This is a genomic window from Virgibacillus siamensis, from assembly GCF_039522605.1.
GTDB lineage: Bacteria > Bacillota > Bacilli > Bacillales > Amphibacillaceae > Lentibacillus > Lentibacillus siamensis.
Window position 1 is genome coordinate 1 of the sequence record NZ_BAAADS010000022.1, and the last position, 23,893, is coordinate 23,893.

22 protein-coding genes and 1 pseudogene are annotated in these 23,893 nt (G+C 35.7%); 22 read left to right on the forward strand and 1 reads right to left on the reverse strand.

What is annotated here, in order from left to right; all coding sequences use genetic code 11:
- From ABD010_RS14625 to ABD010_RS14675, 11 genes and pseudogenes are all read left to right on the forward strand, one after another.
- A pseudogene (locus ABD010_RS14625) lies at positions 1-209 on the forward strand (hypothetical protein); the annotation flags it as partial.
- Positions 210-636: 427 nt separating this feature from the next.
- A complete protein-coding gene (locus tag ABD010_RS14630) occupies positions 637-1,755 on the forward strand; it encodes a CdaR family transcriptional regulator (protein WP_343814650.1) in 1,119 nt (372 codons plus the stop codon).
- A 195-nt stretch (positions 1,756-1,950) separates the two neighbouring features.
- Complete coding sequence (locus tag ABD010_RS14635) at positions 1,951-3,111, forward strand: glycerate kinase family protein (protein WP_343814653.1); 1,161 nt, start codon at positions 1,951-1,953, stop codon at positions 3,109-3,111.
- Positions 3,108-3,347 (forward strand): hypothetical protein, encoded by a 240-nt coding sequence (locus ABD010_RS14640; RefSeq protein ID WP_343814656.1) that lies wholly within the window; start codon positions 3,108-3,110, stop codon positions 3,345-3,347. The genes ABD010_RS14635 and ABD010_RS14640 overlap by 4 nt, the downstream gene beginning before the upstream one ends.
- Positions 3,344-4,906 carry a sodium:solute symporter family protein gene (locus ABD010_RS14645; RefSeq protein WP_343814659.1) on the forward strand — a complete coding sequence of 521 codons (1,563 nt, stop codon included), beginning with the start codon at positions 3,344-3,346 and terminating at the stop codon, positions 4,904-4,906. The genes ABD010_RS14640 and ABD010_RS14645 overlap by 4 nt, the downstream gene beginning before the upstream one ends.
- Before the next feature lie 4 nt (positions 4,907-4,910).
- Positions 4,911-5,480: a hypothetical protein gene (locus ABD010_RS14650; RefSeq protein WP_343814662.1), complete on the forward strand. Its 570-nt coding sequence runs from the start codon at positions 4,911-4,913 to the stop codon at positions 5,478-5,480.
- 56 nt (positions 5,481-5,536) lie between these two features.
- A complete protein-coding gene (locus tag ABD010_RS14655) occupies positions 5,537-7,192 on the forward strand; it encodes a class I adenylate-forming enzyme family protein (protein ID WP_343814665.1) in 1,656 nt (551 codons plus the stop codon).
- Positions 7,167-8,741 (forward strand): acyl CoA:acetate/3-ketoacid CoA transferase, encoded by a 1,575-nt coding sequence (locus ABD010_RS14660; protein ID WP_343814668.1) that lies wholly within the window; start codon positions 7,167-7,169, stop codon positions 8,739-8,741. Before ABD010_RS14655 ends, ABD010_RS14660 begins: the two co-directional genes overlap by 26 nt.
- A gap of 94 nt (positions 8,742-8,835) precedes the next feature.
- A complete protein-coding gene (gene fabG / locus ABD010_RS14665; protein WP_343814671.1) occupies positions 8,836-9,576 on the forward strand; it encodes a 3-oxoacyl-ACP reductase FabG in 741 nt (246 codons plus the stop codon).
- A gap of 46 nt (positions 9,577-9,622) precedes the next feature.
- Entirely contained in the window at positions 9,623-10,810 is a 1,188-nt protein-coding gene (locus ABD010_RS14670; protein ID WP_343814674.1) for a thiolase family protein, read from the forward strand.
- 93 nt (positions 10,811-10,903) lie between these two features.
- Positions 10,904-11,782, forward strand: coding sequence for a 3-hydroxyacyl-CoA dehydrogenase family protein (locus ABD010_RS14675; protein ID WP_343814677.1), 879 nt, complete (start codon positions 10,904-10,906; stop codon positions 11,780-11,782).
- 550 nt (positions 11,783-12,332) lie between these two features.
- Here ABD010_RS14675 and ABD010_RS14680 read toward each other — a convergent pair.
- Entirely contained in the window at positions 12,333-12,632 is a 300-nt protein-coding gene (locus ABD010_RS14680) for a hypothetical protein (RefSeq protein WP_343814680.1), read from the reverse strand.
- A 152-nt stretch (positions 12,633-12,784) separates the two neighbouring features.
- Between ABD010_RS14680 and ABD010_RS14685 the strand changes: the two genes are divergently transcribed.
- From ABD010_RS14685 to ABD010_RS14735, 11 genes are all read left to right on the forward strand, one after another.
- Complete coding sequence (locus ABD010_RS14685) at positions 12,785-13,891, forward strand: CdaR family transcriptional regulator (RefSeq protein ID WP_343814683.1); 1,107 nt, start codon at positions 12,785-12,787, stop codon at positions 13,889-13,891.
- A 177-nt stretch (positions 13,892-14,068) separates the two neighbouring features.
- Positions 14,069-15,484, forward strand: coding sequence for an FAD-binding oxidoreductase (locus tag ABD010_RS14690; protein ID WP_390351407.1), 1,416 nt, complete (start codon positions 14,069-14,071; stop codon positions 15,482-15,484).
- Entirely contained in the window at positions 15,477-16,805 is a 1,329-nt protein-coding gene (locus tag ABD010_RS14695) for a (Fe-S)-binding protein (RefSeq protein WP_343814686.1), read from the forward strand. The genes ABD010_RS14690 and ABD010_RS14695 overlap by 8 nt, the downstream gene beginning before the upstream one ends.
- Positions 16,806-16,823: 18 nt before the next feature.
- Positions 16,824-17,831 (forward strand): DctP family TRAP transporter solute-binding subunit, encoded by a 1,008-nt coding sequence (locus ABD010_RS14700; RefSeq protein WP_343814689.1) that lies wholly within the window; start codon positions 16,824-16,826, stop codon positions 17,829-17,831.
- A gap of 12 nt (positions 17,832-17,843) precedes the next feature.
- Positions 17,844-18,329: a TRAP transporter small permease gene (locus tag ABD010_RS14705; protein ID WP_343814692.1), complete on the forward strand. Its 486-nt coding sequence runs from the start codon at positions 17,844-17,846 to the stop codon at positions 18,327-18,329.
- The gene (locus ABD010_RS14710) at positions 18,326-19,675 is read left to right on the forward strand and encodes a TRAP transporter large permease (RefSeq protein ID WP_343814695.1); all 1,350 of its coding nucleotides are present in this window, start codon (positions 18,326-18,328) and stop codon (positions 19,673-19,675) included. The genes ABD010_RS14705 and ABD010_RS14710 overlap by 4 nt, the downstream gene beginning before the upstream one ends.
- A 29-nt stretch (positions 19,676-19,704) precedes the next feature.
- Complete coding sequence (locus ABD010_RS14715) at positions 19,705-20,469, forward strand: SDR family NAD(P)-dependent oxidoreductase (RefSeq protein WP_343814697.1); 765 nt, start codon at positions 19,705-19,707, stop codon at positions 20,467-20,469.
- Complete coding sequence (locus tag ABD010_RS14720) at positions 20,462-20,950, forward strand: PPC domain-containing DNA-binding protein (protein ID WP_343814700.1); 489 nt, start codon at positions 20,462-20,464, stop codon at positions 20,948-20,950. Before ABD010_RS14715 ends, ABD010_RS14720 begins: the two co-directional genes overlap by 8 nt.
- An 8-nt stretch (positions 20,951-20,958) precedes the next feature.
- The gene (locus ABD010_RS14725) at positions 20,959-22,440 is read left to right on the forward strand and encodes a class I adenylate-forming enzyme family protein (protein ID WP_343814703.1); all 1,482 of its coding nucleotides are present in this window, start codon (positions 20,959-20,961) and stop codon (positions 22,438-22,440) included.
- On the forward strand, positions 22,440-23,576 hold the full coding sequence (locus tag ABD010_RS14730; protein WP_343814706.1) for a thiolase C-terminal domain-containing protein: 1,137 nt from the start codon (positions 22,440-22,442) through the stop codon (positions 23,574-23,576). Before ABD010_RS14725 ends, ABD010_RS14730 begins: the two co-directional genes overlap by 1 nt.
- Positions 23,576-23,881: a Zn-ribbon domain-containing OB-fold protein gene (locus ABD010_RS14735; RefSeq protein ID WP_343814709.1), complete on the forward strand. Its 306-nt coding sequence runs from the start codon at positions 23,576-23,578 to the stop codon at positions 23,879-23,881. The genes ABD010_RS14730 and ABD010_RS14735 overlap by 1 nt, the downstream gene beginning before the upstream one ends.
- The last annotated feature ends 12 nt before the right edge of the window (positions 23,882-23,893 follow it).

Here is a 23,893-nt window from a genome sequence, read left to right on the forward strand (position 1 = left end):
CGATTGATCAAGCTGAGGCGGATGAAGCGGCATTCCGGAAGCAGCGATCTTATCGTGGCGCCCCGGCTGGTGGTGAGGTGATTCCGGATTGGTTTCGGGAGCGGAAGGAGAGAAAAGAAGTGTCGCGTGGGGAGGAGGTGTCTGGTGCGGTTTTGGATGCTGGGAAACAGGGGGAGTTTGAGCAGTTGTTGGTCGAGTTTGGTGGGTGAGACTTTGGGCGGCACCCATGCTTTAGGGTTGACTTAAAGTCTAATGTCGTGTCAATCCTTTTCGCAAAAGTAGTTTAATAATCTAATTTGTTAATTATGGGGTTCATTAGAACGCCTTGTTAATGCTTCAACTATAGGGGGATTTGACACATACAGCCAATATGTGGTTAGTGCCTTTTTCGTTATTTGTAGTATAATAGAACTATATTATTTGTATATGCGATATTCCCTTTTAGGATGTCGATCCTCATAGATAATATTATGCTAAAGCAATGATTGAAATTTTATTATTTATTCATTCAGCAAACCTTTATTTCCATTATAAAATAATATAATTAATGTACCATCGATAAATCCTGAGGAGGTAATCGTTATAAAGAGATACTAGATGATGAGAACGATTTTGGAGGGAGGGAGTAAATAATCCGTGGATATTTCTACAGAGTTAGCACAAACTATTGTTATGGATATGAAAGAAATTATTAATCAGGATATCAACTATATAAATACAAATGGAGTAATAATTGCTAGTACTGATATTAATCGTGTTGGTGCATTTCATGGTGGCGGAAAAAAGGTTAAGGATACAAAAGATAATTTGATAATTCGATATGATGGTGAGTATACAGGTGCCAGAAAGGGAATAAATTTACCACTGTACTTTGATAATAACATTATAGGTGTAATAGGAATTACTGGGGAAAAAAGTGAAGTGGGGAAATACGGAAAAATCATCAAACGCATGACTGAACTGTTGATTAAAGATGCGTATACAACCAATTTGAAAAATAAAGAAAAAGAGAATCAACGTATGATTATAGATGAGCTTTTATTTAATGAAAGTGAAAAGTATGATAAAGGGTTCTTGAGCCGTATAAGGGTTTTCAATGTAAGAGATAATGTTCCACGTGTAGTAGTAATTTCAGAAATATCGGGTGGTAGCTATCACGTAATTGAAGCAAAAGATAAGATTTTAAACCTATTTGAAAATAAAGTGATGAATCACTCCGAAAATTTGATGATGCATAACAAAAATAATATTATAATGATCATACAGAAGGTTTCAAAGGAAAGTTTAGAACCAATTTTGAGTGAAATTGTCCACATTGTTCAATCAGAGTACGGATTAGGGATAAAATTTGGGATTGGAACTGTTGAACATGAACTTAAAAAGGTAAGGGAATCTTATGAAAAAGCACGTGTAGCTTTAAATTGGGCTTTATCATCAGAAGATAGATATATAAATTTTTATAATCATATGGATATTGAATTGATAATTGAAAATGTGACTAAAAGTGCCGAATTCGAGTTTTGCAACAAGATATTGAGAAATCTAAATGACAAAGATATTAGTGAGTATAGTGAAATTATTCGTCTTTTTGAAAAGTATAACGGATCTATTAAACAAATATCAGATTCATTGTTTATTCATAAAAACACTCTACAATACAGAATAAATAGGTTATATCAAAAAACGGGATATGATATGAGGAAATACCAAGATTTTGTTGTGCTAAAAATGGCTTTCTTATTGATTCAAAGGTAAAAGATTCACAATGATAGCGAAGCAATTGTTTCTTGTAACAATTGTTTCGCTATTATTATGCTCAATTTTAAGCTTGTGTAACATAGAAATTGAATTAATTTAAAATTATAATAATGTATATCGATGAGAAAGCGTTTTCTTCATCAGCTGTATTAGAGATAGAATTACCTATATGTTAAGAATGGATGTGTTGAATTGAATATTGTAATTGCTGTTGACTCTTTTAAAGGAAGTGCCAATACTTTTGAAGTGGCAGATTCCATTGAGAAAGGAATAAAACGAGTCGAACAATCCGCTGTTGTAACAAAGCTTCCGCTAGCTGATGGGGGAGAGGGAACAGTTGATGCGTTAGTGACCGCATTAAATGGAAAATATTTTGAAGAAGAAGTTACTGGTCCATTAGGTGAAAAGGTTACTGCGAAATGGGGGCTGATAAATAATAATATAGCGGTTATTGCTATGGCAGAGGCATCAGGACTTACCCTTATCAAAAAAGAAGATAAAAATCCTTTTAAAACGACAACTTATGGAACCGGACAGTTAATTAAGGCAGCATTGGATTATGGTGTAAAAGAAATATTTGTTGGAATTGGAGGTAGTGCTACAAACGATGCAGGGGTCGGAATGGCTCAAGCTTTAGGTGTTTCTTTTAAAGATAAATACTCTCAAGAAATTGGATTCGGTGCAGAGGCACTAGCTAACATAGAATTTATTGATGATTCAAAGTTAGATAGGAGAATAAACGAAACGAAAATCTCTGTATTCTCAGATGTGAAAAATCCCCTCTGTGGAAAAGATGGAGCTTCTTTTGTATATGGTCCACAAAAAGGTGCTTCTAACGATGATGTTGAGATACTAGATCAATTATTAAAAAAATATGGCAGAAAATTAGAAGAACAGTTAGATATAAATATTATGGATGAAGAAGGTGCAGGTGCTGCTGGGGGTCTTGGAGCAGGGCTGTTAGCATTTTGTAACGCAGAGATATTTTCAGGTATAGATAGAATATTAAATTTAATTAAATTAGAGGAATATATGAAAAATGCAGATTTAGTAATAACAGGTGAGGGGAAAGTGGATTCTCAATCTGTACATGGAAAAGCACCAATAGGAGTAGCTAGGATTGCCAAGAAATGCGGGATACCGGTAATTGCGGTAGTTGGCAGCGAAGAGGCTAATATAGTAGATGTTTACAATCAAGGTATTGATCTTGTAATAGATATCATTAACAAACCAATGAGTTTAAGCGAAGCAATGAATAATGCTCCAGAACTTATTGAAAATGCAGGGGAGAAGGTTATCAGGGCTTTTGCATTAAAAAATAAAACATTAAAAATGAAGGAGGAAATCGTATGAGTAAAACTGTAAAAGTACTGTTTGTTTTATTTAATGTTATTTACTTTACATTTGATTGGATTTTATTACCTTATGTACCAAACCCAATACTGTTTGGGTGGCTACCTTTGCAACTGTTCTTATTATTTGGAACTCCATTGATTGCGGCTTTTATTTGGGGTCTTTATTTCCATGGATTTTTCAATACTCAGAAACATGTAAGATATGATAATCAAGCAGGGGGGAGTACAAAGTGAATGCAAGTGTTTTAATAATAATTGGAATATTAATTTATGGGGGAGTACTTGTATATCATGGATTTAGATCCTTTAAAGAAACAAGTAAAAGTTCTGAGGCGTTTTTTACAGCTGATCGTGGAATAAATCCATTTGTATTATTAGCTACTACTGCAATTTCCGTGTTTTCTGCTTTAGCTTTTTACGGCGTTCCAGCAGCGATTTACAGAGAAGGTATTGGATACCTTTCAAATACTGGTGGAATGATTGCGGGATTACTTTTTGTGATTATTGGTTATCGTCTTTGGATTTTAGGAAAAGAATACGGTTTCACTACGCCAGTTGACTTTCTTAGATCACGCTATAATTCAGATGCTTATGGGTTATTGGTAGCAGCTGTTTTAGTATTGTTTATTGTTCCTTACGTAGCTATGCAACTTATAGCGATTGGTGATGCAGCAGTTGAAACCACCAAAGGAATGCTACCCTATATTATAGCGGTTGGATTTGCCACAATCATTGTTTCATTGCATATTGTTGGTGGTGGAATGAAATCGGTAGCATGGATGGATGCTTTTCATTTTATCCTTGGTACTGGAACATTAATCGTTTTGGTTGTTTATTTGACGATTACTTATTTTCCTAATGGTGGCTTTGCAGAGGCGGTTAATACAATCTTAAATGACCCGGAATTAGCACCTATATTATCTCATCCTGGACCGAATGGAACATTTAACTGGCAAGGAACTTTATCAAATGTGTTGACTGGTGCAGTAGCGACAGTAGTTTGGCCACATATTTTTATGAGAATGTATGTTGCTGCTAATAAAGATACATTTAGAACCATGTCCTGGTCATTACCTGTTGCATACGTTTTCGTCTATTTTTTAATCGCTATTCTTGGTGCAATCTTAGCTCCGGCTATTCTGGGACCGAATTTTGCCGATACAGACAGCATTATATCTGTGCTTTCTACTCAATATGCACCACCAATTATTTCATTTTTATCATTATTGTGTTTGTTCGCTTTTGGCGTATCGACAGCAGATTCTTTACTTTTATCAGCAAGTGCTATCGGTTCAAGAGATGTCTATGTTCGTCATGCATACGAATTAAAAGGAAAGTCGGTTGAACCTAAAAAAGTTGTTTATTTTGGACGAGTGTTACTTATTATGTTGATGTTTTTAACATTAATTGTTGTTGCTATAAGACCGGCATATATTGTTGATTATGCATATGCCCTGTCATCACCATTTTTTGCTCAAATCCTACCTGCTACAGTCGGGGGGTTATTCTGGAAGAGGGGAACAAAAGAGGGAGCCTTTTCTGGGACCATTTTAGGGTTAGTTGTAACAACAACGTTTACATTCTTTATTACGCCGCCATTTGGATTTTCTGCATTGGCATGGGCTTTAGTAGTCAACACTGTTGCATACGTTGGTGTGAGTTTAGTAACTAAAGCTCCAAAAGAAGTAATTAATAAGTATATTGTTCGAGTAGATTCCATTATAAATGCTGGTACCGAAATGAATTCCGCAGTGGATTCTTCACTATCAGCGTTAAATAAGAAAGAAGGGTAAAGTAATGAATAATTTTATACCACTTACAATATATGGCATTAGCATCCGTCATCCTAGGGATTGGCAAGTATTTATTAACCCAAATAATAAATTCACTTTTAACGAAGGTTTAATAAAAATTGATAAAGTAACGGTATCCAAAAAAGCAGCAACTTCTTTATCAATTCGCTGGGCAAGTATGAAAGAAGATGTGGATATAGATGATTACGTTGATGAATTAGAGAAACAGTTTAAAAATAAAGAAAAAAGAAGTCGCCATAAGGATAGATATAAAATTATTGATAAAAAAAAGGGTACTATTAATGGCAGGGATGCCTATTTACTAAAAAATGAATTTGTAGCAAACCATAGTATATACCGAATCTTAGGTAAAAATGAACTGGTTAGGGTTTTGCAATTATTATTTTATTCTGAAGAGACAGGTAGAATGATTGTTGCATCTCTATCAACGACCCCCGAGGAATTAGAAAATAACGAGGATATGTTCTTAGAAATATTAACATCTTTACAAGAGGGTATTCATGATAAGTCAAGTGAGGATGATAAGTATGACCTTCAAGAAATAGCGTTATAAGCCTGAAGATAGGTACAACTGCAGGCAATATATTTTAAAGATGTGAGGGAAACAACATGATTTCAGGAAATGATTTTTGGAGTGAAACGATCAAAAGTGATTTAGTAACGAGGGATTTTAACGGTAGGGAATACAGTACTTTTACCGATCTTCAAAGTAATATGTATCAAGTGCTCAAAGAAAATGCTATCGAAGTACCAAATAAAATCGGAATAGTAGACACAAATGGTTATTCGTATACCTATGTTGAGTTGTTGGAAATGACCGATAAACTGTCTTCTTATTTAGCAGATAAGTATCAGATTAAAAAAGAAAAACATATCGGCTTATTGTTATTTAACTCGGTTGAATTTATTGTTTCCTTTTTGGCAGCGCAAAAGTTGGGAGCAACGATCGTACCGTTTCCTACTAAATATAAAGAACCGGAAATACGTTCGCTGATTGAAAAAAGTAACTGTGATTTGATAATTGCTGATGAGAAATACTCTTCTTGGGTTAGCAAGTATGAAAATCAGAAATGCCAATTAATTATATGTGAAAGTAAAGAAAAAGAATCAGTAAATGGCTATGCTTTTCATTATCTTAATGATTATCCAATATCAGATATGGAAGACAATGGAGCCGTAGAGGATGTAGCTATTATCATGTTTACATCAGGCACTACTTCATTTAGCAAAGGTGTCGTTATCCGAAACTTTAATATTCAGCATGCGATATCTGTGTATAGTAGACTTTTAAACGTTGATGAAAGCGATTCTACAGTGTTAGCAATTCCTATTTATAATGTTACAGGTTTAATTGCAACATTATCTCTGTTTTTGAAGTGTAAAGGAGTTGTTCGTGTTCATAAATTCTTTAATGTGAATCAGCTTTTATCAGACATATATAATTCTAAAGTTACTTTTTATCATGCATCTCCCACAATTTTTACATTAATGCTAAGAGAAAAGGGTTCGTTTCCAGAATTACCAAGACTGAAAACGCTGGCATGTGGTAGTAGTAATATGCCATCTGAAATGATAAAAGAATTAAAAGAATGGTTACCACAAATGTCATTTAGAACGATTTACGGATTATCAGAAACAACTTCACCGGCTACCATTTTTCCTTCTGATGCGTCAATAAGCAACTATATTGGTTCATCAGGCCAGCCAATTCCAGGATTATCTATCAAAATAGTTGATGATTCTGGCTGCGAACTAGAATGTGAAAACACAGGAGAAGTTTGGTTAAAAGGGACAAATGTTGTTGAAGAGTATTATCAACAACATTTAGATTTGATTACTAAGGATAAATGGCTGAAAACAGGGGATATAGGATATCTAAATAAAGATGGGTATCTTTACATTGTAGACAGAAAAAAGGACTTAATAAATAGAGGCGGAGAAAAAATCTTCAGTATTGATATTGAAAATGCTATACGTGAGATACAAGGTATTAATGAAGTGGTTGTTGTCGGAGTCAAAGATAATATATATGGGGAAGTACCTGCTGCAGTGATTTCTTTTAAAGACGGTTATAAGTTTGATGAGATGACTATTAAATCAAAATTAAAAACTAAATTGGCGGGTTATGAGATTCCACCACATTATTTCTTTGTTGATGAAATACCTAAAACTGCAAATTCCAAAGCAGATAAAAAAAGAATAAGAAGTTATATAGAGGGTCAAAAAAGGAGTGAATTCGATGGAAACAAATTTTATAAAGGCTAGTGAAGTTATAGATTATATAAAAGATAATGATACAGTTACCACAGTTGGGATGACATTAATAAGTTCTTCAGAGTCTATTCTAAAAGCAATTGAAAATAGTTTTTTAGAAACTAATCATCCAAAAAATCTAACATTAGTACATTCAGCAGGTCAGAGCGACCGACAAAATGGAATCCAACATTTTGCACATGAAGATTTGGTAACAAAAATTATTGGATCACATTGGGGACTTCAACCAAAATGGATGAATATGATAGCTGAAAATAAAGTTGATGCTTATTGTCTTCCACAAGGGCAAATGGCGCAGTTGTATCGGTCAATGGCTTGTGGACTTCCAGGTAAAATGAGCAAGGTGGGACTAGGAACATTTGTTGATCCTCGCATTGAAGGGGGAAAGATGAATGAACGAACTAAAAAACAAGATGATATTACGGAAATAATGGACTATGGCAATGAAGAATATATGTTTTACAAAAACATACCTCTAGACGTTTGCATTATACGAGGGACAACCGCAGACGAAATGGGTAATATTACTATGGAAGATGAAGCCATGAAGCTTGAAGTATTACCGGCTGTGCTTGCTACGAAAAGGTTTGGAGGAAAAGTTATTGTACAGGTTAAACGTGTCGCGCAAACCGGAGTTCTAAACCCAAAGGAGGTTGTTGTTCCAGGAGTATTCGTTGATGCAGTAGTTGTATCTGATAATCCATATGAAGATCATAGACAAACATCTTCTTGGTATTATGATCCGTCTTATTCCGGGAATCTCAGAGTTCCAATAACTACCATTCAACCATTGGATTTGAATGTCCGAAAATTTATCGGCAGAAGGGCTATGTTTGAAATAAATCGAGGAGATGTTATCAATTTAGGAACAGGAATACCCAATGATGTAGTAGGAAATATTGCCAATGAAGAAGGTATTTCTAATGATTGTATGATTACCGTTGAATCTGGAATATATGGCGGTGTACAAGCAGGCGGAATTGATTTTGGAATTGGACAGAACGTGTATGCAATGATTACACATGATCAACAAATGGATTATTATAATGGAGCTGGAGTAGACATTACCTTTATGGGAGCTGGTGAACTTGATAAGGAAGGGAATGTCAATGCAACTAAAATGGGGCCCTTATGTACAGGCGCTGGTGGATTTATTGACATTACACAAAATGCTAAAAAAGTTGTGTTTTGTGCAACGTTTAGTACAGGTGGGGCAAAAGTTAGCCTAAAAAATGAAAAGGTGCATATCAATCAAGAAGGATCTATAAAGAAAATGGTTTCAAAAGCTTCACAAATCTCTTTTAATGGAAAATTAGCTAGAGAGAAAGGTCAAGATGTCTTTTTCGTAACAGAGAGGGCGGTATTTAAATTGGTAAAAGAAGGTGTGATGCTAATAGAGATAGCCCCTGGAATTGATCTGGAAAAAGATATTCTTGAAATGATGGAATTTGAACCAATCATCAGTCAAGATTTGAAGGAAATGGATAAAAAATTGTTCACGGAAGGCGCATTCGGATTAAAAGAATTTATCGGAAGTTAAGGAATAGTAATACTTCCATCTATAATTCGATGTAATAAATGTAAATACAATACTTTGGTTATATTGTCAATAAGAATAAGTGGAGGGAAAACAGATGAATAGATTATCAAATAAAGTAGCAATTGTCACTGGTGCAGCAAGAGGATTGGGTAGAGGCATTGCGCAAAAATTATCTGAAGAGGGAGCAAGGGTCGTAATTGTTGATTTGAATGATGAAGCATGTAAAGAAGTAGAGCAAGAGTTTTCCAATCAAGGATATAGCGTAACTTCTTACGCTGCCAACATTGCAAACCAAGATGAAATAAAAAATCTTTTTAACTACGTAACTGAAGAAATTGGAGCTGTAGACATTTTAGTGAACAATGCCGGTATCAACAGGGATTCTACCCTTCACAAAATGTCTAAAGACCAGTGGCAGCAAGTTATTGATGTTAACTTAACTGGTACATTTTATTGTACACAAGAAGCGGCTGTTCGAATGAAAGAAAATAAATCTGGCAGGATTATTTCTATTTCTTCCGCCAGTTGGCTGGGGAATTTTGGTCAAGCAAACTATGCAGCCTCTAAAGCAGGGGTAGTAGGATTGACGAAAACGGCAGCAAAAGAATTAGCCAAACATAATATTACATGCAATGCCATTTGTCCGGGGTTCATCGATACTGATATGACACGAGGTGTACCTGATAAAGTTTGGGACCAAATGGTTTCAAAAATTCCAATGGGTCGTGCAGGAAGCCCATCCGATGTTGGCAATATGATTTCATTCCTAGCATCAGATGAAGCGTCTTATATTACTGGTGAAGTAATAAATGTAGGCGGGGGAATGGTTCTTTAGTTTAAGATTGTTTGTAATTTAGACTATTAAAAAAGGAGTATATAAAATGAGTGACTTGAAAGAAGTAGTATTGGTATCTGGAGCAAGAACGCCTATTGGAAAATTTGGCGGAGGTTTAAAGGATGTCCATGCAACTGATTTAGCATCATATGCAGTAAAAGAATCCATAAAACGAGCAGGAATTGAATCGAAAAATGTAGATGAACTCATTGTGGGTAATGTGGGACAAATTGCTGAGAATGGTTTTATAGGAAGAGTTGTTTCACTCAAATCAGACTTACCGGAAGAAACAACAGCATATTCTGTCAATAGACAATGTGGCTCCGGAATGCAATCTATTGTAGATGGTATGATGCAAATCCAGACTGGAAATGCAGATGTAGTAGTTTCGTGTGGAACTGAAAACATGTCACAATTGCCCTATTATTTAAAAGGAGCGCGTTTTGGATACAAAATGGGGCATGGACATCTAGAGGATGGATTATTATCTATATTAACTTGGCCAAGTGGTCCATATCATAATGGTGTTACAGGTGAAAATGTAGCCGAAAGATACCATGTTTCGAGAGAAGAACAAGATGAATTTTCTATACGGAGTCAAGAACGCGCAGTAAAAGCGATTAAAGAGGGGAAATTTGAAGATGAAATAGTTCCTGTTGAGGTGAAAGATAAAAAGGGAAATGTATCAATTGTTGATACTGATGAACACCCAAGAGAAGGACTTACTATAGAAAAACTAGGTAAAATGAAACCTGCTTTTAGAGAAGAAGGAACTGTTACTCCAGCAAATTCATCTGGAATTAATGATGGTGCTGCTTCAGTAGTGCTTATGTCAAAAGAAAAAGCAGAAGAGTTAGGGGTTAAACCTTTATTGAAAATAAAAGGTTTTGCCGTATCCGGAAACGGTCCCGATGTTATGGGCTATGCTCCAAAATTATCAACTGAGAAGTTGGCCGAAAAATTAAATTTTCAATTAGATAAGATTGATATTTTTGAACTAAATGAAGCATTTGCTTCTCAGTCCTGTGCAGTCATGAGAGATTTACAACTTGATCCAAATAAAGTGAATGTTAATGGTGGAGCAATTAGCTTGGGCCATCCAGTGGGTGCAACTGGAACCATTTTAACAGTTAAAATGATGTATGAAATGCACCGATCTCAACTGAATAAAGGTATTGTTACAATGTGTATCGGTGGCGGCCAAGGTATCTCTGCACTATTTGAAAAATGTTAATAATGGATAAGGTGAGACTTAATTACATCTCACCTTTTCTTTATTCAATAATTTTTAATTCTTTTGTTGTGCTAAAGATTGGGGGAAGAATGTATGTCATTTGAAAAAGTAGCTGTTGTAGGTGGCGGTTTAATGGGAGCAGGAATCGCTCAAAATGCTGCTGAATCAGGAAAAAGAGTCATAATAATAGAAGTGAATCAAGAAAAAGCAAACGAAGCAATGGTAAATATAGAAAAGCAATTGGACCTAAAAGTTAAAAAAGAGAAGATTACCGAAAACGAAAAAGTACAGGCATTAAAGAACATTACTTTAAAAAATGATATTGAATACATAAAGGGAGCTGAGTTGGTAATAGAAGCTGTCCCCGAGGAGATAGAAATCAAGAAAAAGGTTTTTGTCCAACTGGATCAATATGCAGACAAACAAACTATATTGGCTTCTAATACATCCGGGCTTTCTATTGCAGAAATTGGTTCAGTCACCCAGCGCCCAGATAAGGTTATCGGCTTTCATTATTTCTATCCTGTGCCTGTCATGAATCTTGTAGAAATCACTCCATCTATTATTACAGATAATACTACCGTGGAAGCTATGTTTGATTTTGCATACAGCATTGGAAAAAGTCCAGTACGTTGCAATGACTATCCAGGATTTCTTGTCAATAGACTTCTCGTTCCAATGGTGAATGAAGCGGTTTATTGTGTGATGGAAGGTGCTAAACCGAGTGATGTAGACAAAGCAATGAAGTTGGGAGCAAATCATCGTATGGGGCCACTTACACTTGCTGACTTTGTTGGCTTGGATGTATTGCTGGCAACAATGGAAGGTCTTTATAATGGTTTTCAAGATTCAAAGTATCGTCCTTGTCCACTGCTAAAAAAGGTTGTTGAATCTGGTAATTTTGGTGTTAAAACTGGACAAGGATTTTATTATTATGATGACTCGGGGAAACAACTTGGGGAAGTGATTTAGGTGTGAAGTCCCTTTTTAGTAAATTAAATAATGTTCATCTGGGTAGAACAATAAAGGTAATAATGCTATTCTCGGAAAATACATTTTATTGTTTCTATATGGAAAGCATTGAAATAGGTACTATTGAGGAAGAGTCTATTTCAATTTTGTTCCCTGGTTGTGGATTGATTCGTAAAATGATTACTCCTTGAAGTCAAACCTAACTTCAGATGTCTTCAAAAGCGAATGCAATCAATGTAAAAGTATGTTTAGAGTTGCACCAGGTTTTAACAGGTATTAATAAAACGATGAATCCTTAAAAGTAGCTATTGTCACAGAAAGGTTTAATTCCAGGTAAAAACGCATCGTAAAATAATCCCATGCTGGGATTATTTTACGATTACAATTAAAGGTTCTTCCCCAGTAAATAATAGCCCTTTATCGCTACTTCATGTTTGTAAGCAGCTCAAACAAATCAATTCCCCATATAATCGGCAAGAAGAAATATACTGCAAGACAATTAAAACTAAAGAGGTAATATTTAACCAGAATCCATTTTTGACCATCCCGGTTATTTTAATTTTTCCGTACCATAAATAATGGCGTATGGTGGTGTACCAGGAGCATAAATGCGTAGTTGGGTAACATGCACATATAACATTAATGCGTAAGGTGTACATTTAGCAAGCACAAGTGAAGCTATTATTGGTATAAACATTGTTCCGGTGGCAGTATTCGATGTTATCTTGGTCAAGAACAGGATGGCAGCAGTAGTAATAAACATAATGATAAGAATGTTCATTTCTTCAAGTTCTATCCAATTGATTACCGATCCAGTCGGAAAGCCCCGTTTCGGTAAAACCCGCTGCAATGGCAAGTCCCCCGTCAAACAAAATAAGAATCCCCCCATGTAATATTCTGAAAGGAATTTTCAGTTGTACAAAATAAGAAAATTAATTTCAAAACACTAGTGGTATTATATAATCAAATTATATTGAAAATTCTGTAATGGGGTGTTTACAAATGAAAAACTTCTTTTATGAAGAAAAATTTTATTCTTCTGTTGTACATGAAATACGCAATTTAATTAATGAGGAAGTCATTTTAACAAATGAAGAGGGGCTGATAGTAGCTAGTACAGATACAAATCGTCTTCACCATTTCCATGAAGGTGCCTATTTGTCCATGCAAAAAAAAGAAAAAATGATTATGACAGAAGAACTTACTCTTCATCTAGAAGGGGTTCATCCAGGTGTTGTATTACCGGTCATAATTGAAAATAAACCACTTGGTGTCATAGGCATTACCGGTGATCCCCAAGTTGTGGAACCTTATGCGATGTTAGTCCAAAAAGTAACCGAACTTTTTATACAAGATTCAGCCATTCGAAATAATCAGGAGAGAAAGGCTAGGGAATTGGAATTTTTTGTGTTTGATTGGTTAAGCAATAAAGGTAATAAAAATCAATTAATAGAACGAAGCCATTTTTTTAATATTAATATGCAAAAATATAGGCAAGTGGTAGTGATAGAAACAAATGATTCAGCCTTAAATCTTTCATTAAAGGAAGTAAACTTTTTAAGAGCCATATGGGATCAAAGAGGTGACACGATATTTATCCGTTGGGGTCAAGAAAAGATTTTAATGTTGATAACCCAAATTAATAAACCTAGGTTGAAACAGAAACTGGAAATGTTTTTAAATGAAATTAAAGGTAGTCTGAATCTAAATGCAATTGCAGGAGTTGGACAACTAGTTAATTCTAAAGATTTATATTTGTCATTTGACCAAGCTAATCGAGCTTGTGAAGTAACATCAGTGAATAGATTTGTAGTATTTGAAGAAGACTTAAAGTTTGATATACTGCAGCACGAATTAAATGAAGAAACTAAACAAAAATTTATTAAACGAACAATTAGGCCATTATTGCAAGAAGAAGTTTTACTTGAAACACTTGACTGTTGGTTTCAAAACAATATGTTTAAACAAAGAACTGCTAAAAAACTTCATATACATATAAACACTTTACAATACCGGCTAAAACGAATTACCGAGGTTACAGATTTACACCTGAATGATATCGACCATTTAGTTACTTTGTATCTCAGCTACCGTTTTCTACATGAATAATATTATAAAGAAATATTAAACGTCCATCTCATATAGATAGAATCTTTCCTGTATTTTGTGTAATCAAACAAATTTTATAGTTTAAATAGTAGGAATTTTCGTTGTTGCTAACATAGACTTTAGACCTTTTGAAAATATATAATAAATTCAAATTCAAAAAAGAGAGGAGGAAGGGGGATTATAACAGAAAATCTTATAAATTCATTTCAAAAAATATGTGGAAATGAAAACGTTTACCACACAACTGCTGCTAAATTAGCTTATTCATACGATGCTACTGCAAATTTTCAATCGATGCCAGATCTTGTAATATCCCCAAGGAATACCGAGGAGGTTATTTCAATAGTACGTTTATGCAAAAAACACACAATACCTATAGTTCCGAGGGGATCTGGTACTAACCTGGCTGCGGGTACAGCTCCAACAAGTGGTGGGATTGTTATTTTATTTAAGAATATGAATCAAATTTTGGAGCTTGATGAGGAAAATATGACAATTACTGTTCAACCCGGTATTATAACGAATTCATTAATTAATTTTGTGGAAAAAAAAGACCTTTTCTATCCACCGGATCCAAGTTCAAAAAAGATTTCAACAATTGGAGGGAATATCAGTGAAAACTCCGGTGGGCTTCGAGGATTAAAATATGGAGTGACAAAGGATTATGTATTAGGACTAGAAGCGGTTCTTCCTAATGGTGAAACTATTAAAACCGGTGGAAAACTTGCAAAAGATGTTGCTGGATATGATTTAACAAAATTATTGGTCGGTTCGGAAGGTACGCTTGCAATAATTACGGAAGCAACTTTGAAATTGTTGCCCAAGCCAGAATATCAAGAAACAATTCTTGCAATGTATCACTCAATGGAGGATGCTGCAGAAACTGTTTCTGCAATTCTTGCATCAAGAATTATTCCAACAACATTAGAATTTATTGACCGGGGAACATTGCGAATAATTGAGGGTTACAAAAAAATTGGGCTTCCGACAGATTGTGAAGCAGTCCTTTTGATTGAACAAGACGGGACAAATGAAACAGTTAGAAAAGATATGGCTGTTATTTATAATATTTGCAACAAATATAATGCCTTTGAAGTTCAAAAAGCAGAGACAAAGGAATCAGCCGAAGATCTTAGAACTGCAAGAAGGGATGCTTTATCGGCATTAGCGAAAGTAAGACCTACAACAATACTGGAGGATGCAACTGTTCCGCGTTCAAGGGTTGCCCCCATGGTACGAGAAATTATACACATTGCAGAAAAGTATGAAGTTCTGATTCGTACATTCGGTCATGCAGGGGATGGAAATTTACATCCGACATGTTTGACAGATATCCGTGATCAAAAAGAAATGGAACGAGTTGAAAAAGCGCTAGAGGACATATTTAATGCTGCCATTAAGTTAGGAGGAACCATTACAGGCGAACATGGTGTTGGAGAAATGAAGGCTCCCTTTTTAGAATGGAAGATTGGAAAAAACGGTATAGCAGTGATGAAAGCTATCAAAACAGCGATTGACCCGGATAATATAATGAACCCCGGAAAAATATTTGCAAAGTCAACCAAAAAACGAGTGGTGGTCAATAATGTCTGATGCATTAGTACGGGAGCGGATAAAGATTGGTTTTCAGAACGAGTTAGATGAGGGAAAATTATTAGACTGTATGCGTTGCGGCTTTTGTTTACCGGAATGCCCCACATATATCCATTCGAATTATGATGAAACACAATCACCAAGGGGCAGATTATCATTAATGAAAGCTGTAAGAGATGGGGATATACCTTTTGATGGATCAGTTGAGGAATCTCTAGATATGTGTCTTGGGTGCAGGGCTTGTGAACCAGCTTGTCCAGCAGGTGTAGAATATGGACACCTTTTAGAAAATGCAAGGGGTGTAATCCAACGTGAAAAAAAGAAATCCACAAAAGAAAAATTCGTTAGAACTGTAACATTTGATCATTTATTTCAAGAACCAAAAAAGATGGAAAAAGCCGTCACTTTGATGCAGTTTTATCAAAGGTCCGGTTTGCAAACAATTACAAGGAAAATGAATATACTTTCATTCTTCCCAAATATATTAGAGGAAATGGAAGGGGTATTACCAAGAGTCGAAAGTAGGGAACTTATGCGAGGAGGGATTTATAGGTCGAAAAAGAATGACATTAAAGTAGCATTTTTTACTGGGTGTTTAATGGAAACGATATTCTCAAAAACAAATGAAGCAACAGTCGAATTACTTAGGGGATTTGGCTGTGAAGTTTGGGTTCCAGAAAACCAAGTGTGTTGTGGGGCATTACATGGTCATAGTGGTGAATTGAAAAAAGCGAAGGAGAATGCAAGAAAAAATATTGATAATTTTGTAGCGAGAGATGTTGATTATATTGTGAATAATGCTGGAGGTTGCGGGGCATTTTTATCTGAATATGAACTGCTGCTGAAAGATGAACCTGAGTATTTGGAAAAGGCAAAACAAGTTTCGGAAAAGTCTATTGATATTACCTCCCTTTTATTTAGGTTAGGAATTACGGACTTTCCGCTTAACCATAGGAATAACAAAAAGATATCTGTGACATATCAAGATTCTTGTCATTTACGAAATGTAAATCATGTAATTGATAAGCCAAGGAAAATTTTAGGGGCTATTAGCAATGTCGAGTATAAGGAATTAAAGGGAGCTGACCATTGTTGTGGTTCCGCGGGGATTTATAACCTGATTCATTCAGAAATGTCGATGAAGATATTAGATGATCGGATGGAAAATGTAAAAGAAATTAATCCGCACATTATTGTTACTACAAATCCAGGCTGTTTATTACAGATGAAATTGGGTATTGAAAGAGCTGGCCTTTCCAAGGAAATGGAAGCGCTTCATCTAGTGGATTTCATAAACGACTACGTTTCTATAAAAAATTAAAATGGAGGTAACATGAATATGAAAAAGCTTACTGGTTTTGTAATTAGTATAGTTTTAATATTTTTAGTGAGTGCATGTTCATCTGGTGCAGGGGAAGCAAAGGATAAAGAGTATAATCTTCAAATGTCAGTTACTGTAAATGAATCATCCACATGGTATAAAGCGGCAGAGAAATTAGCTGAGGATTTAAAAGAATCAACAAATGGGCGGATAACCATGGAGGTTTTTCCAAATGAGCAGTTGTCAGGTGGGGATTCTGGTAAAGCTGTTGAAATGTTGTCGAAAGGGACAATTGATTTAACTTTTAATTCGACCATTATATATTCCGTACTTGATGAACGATTTGGTGTAGCTAGTGCACCATTTCTATTTAAAAACTTGAAAGAAGTTGATAAAGTTTTTAACGGTGAAGGCGGAGAAGCTCTGAAGGATATTCTTAGGGAAAATGGTGTAGAACTGCTTGGTTATGGTCAAAATGGATTCCGTCAGGTGACAAATAGTGTTCATCCAATAAAAATGCCTGAGGATATAAAAGGTTTGAAAATGAGGATTCCTGGAATAACAATGTATACCGATCTTTGGAAAGAATTGGGTGCAGATCCAACAACAATGACATTTTCTGAAGTGTTTACAGCACTTCAACAGAATACAATTGATGGTCAAGAAAATCCGATAGATGTAATATATTCGTCTAAGTTATATGAAGTACAAGATTATATAACAATGTGGAACTATTCTTATGATCCTCTTGTATTAGGGATTAATAAAAAACTGTTCGATTCAATGAGTAAAGAAGATCAAAAGTTAATAAAAAAACTTGGAAAAGAAGCAGCACAATATCAACTTGAACTTGCTCGGGAAAAGGAAGCTGAACAAATTAAAAAGTTAAAAGAGAAAGGAATGAATTTTTACTATCCAACTGAAGAAGAAATAGCTAAATTAAAAAAGGCAGTTCAACCAGTGTACGAAAAGTATGAGGAAGTCTGGGGGAAAGATTTATTAGATGCATTTAGACTAGATAAATAGAAAGGTGATAGTATGACTAAATGGTTAAATTACGTTGAAGAGTTCATCGTCGTTAGTTCTCTAATTATTATGTCGGTCGTTGCTTTTGGGAATGTCATTACCCGTAATTTTTTTGGTCTGTCACTTTCTTTTAATGAAGAGATTACAGTAAATTTATTCGTATTATTAACGTTTGTAGGTACTTCTATTGGTGTGCGTGAAAACGCACACCTTGGATTCTCCCTGTTATTTGATAAGTCACCCTTAACAATCAAAAGGATTATAATACTGCTGGTTGGAATTCTGTCCATTTTATTCTTTTTAATTATTACATATTATGGATTTAAAATGGTTCAGTATCAACTGGAAGTAAATAAAACTACTCCCGCATTAGGGTGGCCTCAATGGTTATTTTCCCTAGGTTTACCATTTGGTACATTACTTTGTATTATTCGAAGTGTTGAAGCTACATTAAAAGAATGGAAGGGACTATCGTTGCCACAAGGGGGGATAAAATGAGTGCTTTGATTTTGTTTGCTTTATTCTTTATTTTGATCTTTTTAAGAATACCTATTGCTATTTCACTCGGTGTGTCATCTCTAACTGTTTTATTTATTTCGAACGGTTTTATGGGGCTGTCTGTAATTGGAGACATTATGTATGCAAGTATTTCAAAGTTTACACTTCTTGCTATTCCCTTTTTTATATTAACTGGGGTAATAATGGAATACTCAGGTATATCGAAAAGATTAATTGACTTAGCACAGGCTTTAGTGGGTCATTATAAAAGCGGTATTGTTTTTATAACTGCTATTGTAGCTATATTTTTTGCAGCTATTTCAGGTTCTGGTCCAGCTACTGTTGCAGCAATTGGAGGCATTTTAATACCAGCTTTGGTAAAAAATGGGTACAAAAAGGAAACCGCTGCTGGATTGGTGGCAAGTTCTGGGTCCATAGGTATTATAATACCGCCAAGTATCGCTTTTATTGTTTTTGCGGTGGTTGCGGGAGATCAAATTCCAGTTTCAATAGGAAGACTTTTTATCGCGGGTATTATACCAGGTATCTTGTTGGGGATAGGATTAGTCTTAGCCACGTTATATACGCGGTGGAGAAATGACCGGAAGCAAGCTAAACTAAATGGCTATAAGGGTGAGGGTGTTACGGAAATTGGTTCTACAATAGAAAGGGCATCATTCACGGAAATAGTTAAAGCTTTTTTTAATGCCTTATGGGGTCTTTTAGTACCAATAATCATTTTGGGAGGGATTTATGGGGGATTTTTCACACCAACTGAAGCAGCTGTAGTAGCTGTTTTCTATGGATTGTTCGTTGGGGTAGTAATATATCGTGAACTTTCATTAAAGAAGTTATACAAAGTTTTTGTGGAGGCTTCCGTACAAACAACAGTTGTGATGTTTATCGTAAGTACTGCCTCTATATTTGCATATGTTATTACCACAAAACAGTTTGCCCAGGATATTTCTCAGTTATTGCTTGGAATATCGGAAAATCCAATCATCATTCTATTACTTATTAACATTATATTGTTAATAGCGGGTGCATTTATTGATGCCATTTCAGCTTACTATATCTTTATACCAATACTTTTACCGATTGCTCTTCACGCTGACATTGATCCTACAGCTTTTGGGGTTTTAATGACTGTAAACCTAGCCATAGGATTATTCACCCCACCGGTTGGTTTGAATTTATATGTTGCGAGTGGTATTTCGGGAGCTTCGTTATTTAGTTTATCGAAGGCTATCATTCCTTTTATTGTAGCTGCGTTAATAGTATTGATGCTTATTACTTATGTTCCGGCTATATCTACTTTTTTACCGGATTTACTGAATGTAGAGTGACATAAATATATTAAACGAGGAGGATAACAATGGATATGAGAAATCAGGTGGCAATAGTAACAGGAGCTGCTGGGGGAATAGGTGCGGCTGCGGCGATCAAACTAGCAAAACAAGGTGTTAATGTAATATTAGTAGATTTGAATTCTTGTAAAAATACAATTGAGAGAGTTCACAGGATTAATGACAACGTAGATGTAATGCAGAAGCTGGGTGATATTCGGGAAGCGTCATTTGTACAAAGTGTAGTTGATGATACAGTAAAAGAATTTGGTGCAATTCACATTTTAATTAATAACGCTGGTACTTGTGGTCGGGTAGATCTTGAGGAAATAACGGAAGATATTTGGGATCGGGATATGGAAACCAATGTTAAGGCAGCATATTTATTTATGCAGGCTGTAATATACCCCCATATGTTAGAAAATAAATATGGTCGTATAGTAAACATCAGTTCTGTATCAGGTATTAATGGGGGTGTATTATCCAATCATCAAGGATCAAAAAAAGGAAGATCTGGTCCCGCATATGCAGCTTCTAAAGGCGCTATTATTGCTTTAACAAAATGGATAGCAAAAGAATTAGGTGAGGTAGGGATTACTTGTAATTCAGTAGCTCCTGGGGCAACGGAAACGGGAATTACACAGGGATTGGCATATAATTTCGATCAACAAGTAATCAAGCGCATGGGGCAACCGGAAGATATAGCTGAGGCTGTATGTTATTTTGCTTCACCATCTTCTGGATATACGACTGCACAAACATTAAGGATTGATGGTGGTGTGAGTATTGGCTGATAGGAATGATGAGCATTATATTGAAAGTATTAAAGGTAGTAACGCCCAATGTATTATGGGTCGACTAACAAAGGGGGTGGACCTTTTTGAAGGTTTGTTAGCAGTCTGTAAGCAGCATAACGTACAAACTGCGGCATTTGATTGCATCGGGTCATTGAAAAGAGTGGGTTATGTGCAATTAAAGCGAAATGATAATAAAGAACTTCGCTATAGTGAGCCAATCTATGTGGAGAAGCCAGTTGAATTATTGGCTGGTAAGGGATTTATAGGATTGGATGAACATGATGAATTGGACGTTCATTATCATGGCATGTATGTAGATAGTGATGGAAATATTTCAGGTGGTCACTTTTTACGGGGGGAGAACCCGACCGCAGTGACTATAGAGTTTACTCTTCATCCAGTCCATGATATCTATTTAAAACGGAAGACTGATTCATCATTGAACCTTCCAGTATTTCAATTTTCAGAAAGGGGATAAGTTCAATCATGGAAACTATAGGATCACAAGCAAAAAAAGTTATAAAAGCATATCCTGATAAGACAGCTGTCAAGTTTAAAGATAGAACAATTTTGTATAGCACACTTTACAATAGGGCGATGGCTATTGCCACGATGCTCTCTGCCGAAGGACTTAAAAAAGGTGACCGATTTGGTTTGTTGATGTCAAACACACTTGAATATGCAGAATTGGATCTTGCGGCAGCTTTCGGTGGTTTTGTTAAAGTGCCTTTGAATTTCAAACTACACCCAAATGAGCATAAATTTATGATAGAAGATGCTGGAGTATCATTTTTAATCGGTGAACAAAAATTAATTGAACCAATTGATGCTGAATTAAAAAGTTTATATATTGGCGAACCTTATGATGAAGCCCTGAAGCAATATTCAGGTCAAATAATAGATGAAGATGTTGATGAAAATGATTTATTTTCAATTATGTATACATCTGGGACTACTGGTAATCCCAAAGGCGTTATGCTAAGTCACAGAAATATGTTGGCGGGTGCTTTATCCCTAAGTCAGGTATGTGAGGTCAATAATCAGGACACTATTGGTCATGTTGCACCTTTAACACATGGAAGCAATTTTTTATCACATGTAGCTTGGCTTCACGGTACAACGCAGGTTATTTACAATAAATTTCAACCTGAGGAATTTATTGATGATATTCAACGGGATGAAATTTCCGTTACTTTTATGGTTCCAACCATGGTAAATTTAATGATTCAACACCCAGAATTCAGTCCAAAAAAACTGGATTCAATAAAATCGATTAACATGGCTGGTTCCCCGATCGCCTCGAGTAAGTTGAGGTTGGCAATAGAAAGATTGGGAACAAAATTTGTTGAAACGTATGGTCAGGTTGAAGCACCAATGTGTATTACCATTATGCCTCGTAATGAGTTACCTGGACGACTGGAGTCATGTGGTAGAACTGGTCCTTTTGTAGACATGAGAATTGTGAATGAAAAAGGACATGAATTACCAGCTGGAGGGGTTGGGGAAATCGTTTGTAAAGGGTCACTTGTTATGCAGGGATATTGGAATAATGAACAAGGAACTGCTAAAACTTTAAAGAATGGGTGGTTGCAAACTGGTGATCTTGGCTGGGTTAGTAACCAAGGGTATTTGCATATTGTTGATAGAATTAAAGATGTTATTATTTCCGGGGGTGTCAACATTTATCCCCGGGAAGTGGAAGAAGTACTAAATAAACATACTGGTATAAAAGAAACATGTGTTATTGGAGTGCCTGATGAGAAGTGGGGAGAGTCGATAGTAGCCTATGTAGTTTTAAATGGAATAGAAAGTGTGGAGCCCGATCAATTAATTGAACTTTGCAAAAACCATTTAGCAAGCTTTAAAAAGCCTAAGGAAGTGCATATAACTGAAAGTCTACCCAAAAGTCCATATGGAAAAATCCTTAAACGGGAACTTCGTAAAAAGCATTTAGAGGTGATGAACTGATGAATACTTACGTACATGGTATCGGCATGACAGAGTTTGGTAATCTTGGGGGCCGTACTATGAAGGATATACTTTTGGATGCATCTTATAGTGCTCTGGAGGATGCAGGTAATCCCAAAGTTGATGCAGTATTTGTTGGTAACTTTATGGGCGGATCGGTTTATAATCAAGAGATATTAGGAGCAATAGTTGCCAATGATTTAGGATTAGGATATATACCAACTGCAAAAGTTGAGGGGGCATGTGCTTCTGGAGGTATTGCTGTGAGGCAGGGCATACTTGGAATCCTGAGTGGAGAATATGATACTGTACTTGTATCGGGAGTAGAAAAGATGAAACATGTTTCCACAATTGAAGTCACACAGGCTATTAACTCCGCAATGGACAATGATTCAAACGAGAAACATGCGGGTCTTACGTTTCCAGGGTTTTTCGGTGTATTAGCAAATCGTTATATTCATGAAACTGGGGCAACAAAGAAGCATCTGGCAAGGGTAGCTTTGAAAAATCGTGAGAATGCAGTCAATAATCCATTTGCGCAATTTAAAAAGCCGACATCTATTGAAGAAATCATGAATGCACGAATGATAACGGAACCCTTGGGGCTATTTGATTGTTCCCCTATAACTGACGGAGCGGCAGCAATTGTCATATCTAGGGAAAAATCAAATATAATGTTCCGTGCAAGTTCGCAAGCATCCGGACCGACCCAGATGCAAAAAGTAGAAGACTTAGTTTCAATTCCTGCTGTCAAAGAATCTGGGTGCATAGCATATGAAAAGGCAGGTTTGGGGCCGAAAGATATTGACGTTGTTGAGGTTCATGACTGTTTTTCAATGACTGAAATAGTTTCTTCCGAAGAATTAGGATTTTTTAATAAACGTGAGGGATACAAGGCTGTCGAAGAAGGCAAGACAAAACCAAACGGTGAAATACCTATCAACACAAGTGGTGGATTATTATCAAAAGGACATCCTATCGGTGCAACCGGTATATCACAATTGCATCAAATTGTTTCTCAGTTAAGAGGAAGTGCGCCTAATCAGGTAGATGAAGCAAGAATTGGTTTAGCTCAAAATTTAGGTGGAACAGGATCATATTCAACCGTTCATATACTGGAAAGGTTGGGTGAATAATGGAAGCTTTTAAATGTAAAAATTGCGGTTATGAAACGATTACATCCAGTTTCTATTGCCCAAAATGCCACACCTCAGAATTCGATAAAATTGACATTACTGAAAGTGGTAAAGTTTATAGTTTTACCACTATATATGTTGCTCCGCCCGAATTTGCTCATTTTGTTCCATATCAAGTAGTATTGGTTCAATTAACCGATAAAATAAGATTGACCACTTTCATGAAAGAGCTGGTTGAGATTGGTGATAAAGTCAGCTTTAAGGAAATTCAAAATGGTGCATATGTATTTGAAAAAAGTAAGTAATTAATATAACCA

Bases quoted from the DNA above. Each gene is read 5' to 3' on its own strand.
- ABD010_RS14640 (WP_343814656.1), top strand. From the start codon at position 3,108: ATGAGTAAAACTGTAAAAGTACTGTTTGTTTTATTTAATGTTATTTAC.
- ABD010_RS14655 (WP_343814665.1), top strand. From the start codon at position 5,537: ATGATTTCAGGAAATGATTTTTGGAGTGAAACGATCAAAAGTGATTTA.
- ABD010_RS14735 (WP_343814709.1), top strand. From the start codon at position 23,576: ATGGAAGCTTTTAAATGTAAAAATTGCGGTTATGAAACGATTACATCC.
- ABD010_RS14725 (WP_343814703.1), top strand. From the start codon at position 20,959: ATGGAAACTATAGGATCACAAGCAAAAAAAGTTATAAAAGCATATCCT.
- ABD010_RS14705 (WP_343814692.1), top strand. From the start codon at position 17,844: ATGACTAAATGGTTAAATTACGTTGAAGAGTTCATCGTCGTTAGTTCT.
- ABD010_RS14730 (WP_343814706.1), top strand. From the start codon at position 22,440: ATGAATACTTACGTACATGGTATCGGCATGACAGAGTTTGGTAATCTT.
- ABD010_RS14710 (WP_343814695.1), top strand. From the start codon at position 18,326: ATGAGTGCTTTGATTTTGTTTGCTTTATTCTTTATTTTGATCTTTTTA.
- ABD010_RS14685 (WP_343814683.1), top strand. From the start codon at position 12,785: ATGAAAAACTTCTTTTATGAAGAAAAATTTTATTCTTCTGTTGTACAT.
- ABD010_RS14670 (WP_343814674.1), top strand. From the start codon at position 9,623: ATGAGTGACTTGAAAGAAGTAGTATTGGTATCTGGAGCAAGAACGCCT.
- ABD010_RS14660 (WP_343814668.1), top strand. From the start codon at position 7,167: ATGGAAACAAATTTTATAAAGGCTAGTGAAGTTATAGATTATATAAAA.
- ABD010_RS14700 (WP_343814689.1), top strand. From the start codon at position 16,824: ATGAAAAAGCTTACTGGTTTTGTAATTAGTATAGTTTTAATATTTTTA.
- ABD010_RS14715 (WP_343814697.1), top strand. From the start codon at position 19,705: ATGGATATGAGAAATCAGGTGGCAATAGTAACAGGAGCTGCTGGGGGA.
- fabG (WP_343814671.1), top strand. From the start codon at position 8,836: ATGAATAGATTATCAAATAAAGTAGCAATTGTCACTGGTGCAGCAAGA.
- ABD010_RS14675 (WP_343814677.1), top strand. From the start codon at position 10,904: ATGTCATTTGAAAAAGTAGCTGTTGTAGGTGGCGGTTTAATGGGAGCA.
- ABD010_RS14650 (WP_343814662.1), top strand. From the start codon at position 4,911: ATGAATAATTTTATACCACTTACAATATATGGCATTAGCATCCGTCAT.
- ABD010_RS14695 (WP_343814686.1), top strand. From the start codon at position 15,477: ATGTCTGATGCATTAGTACGGGAGCGGATAAAGATTGGTTTTCAGAAC.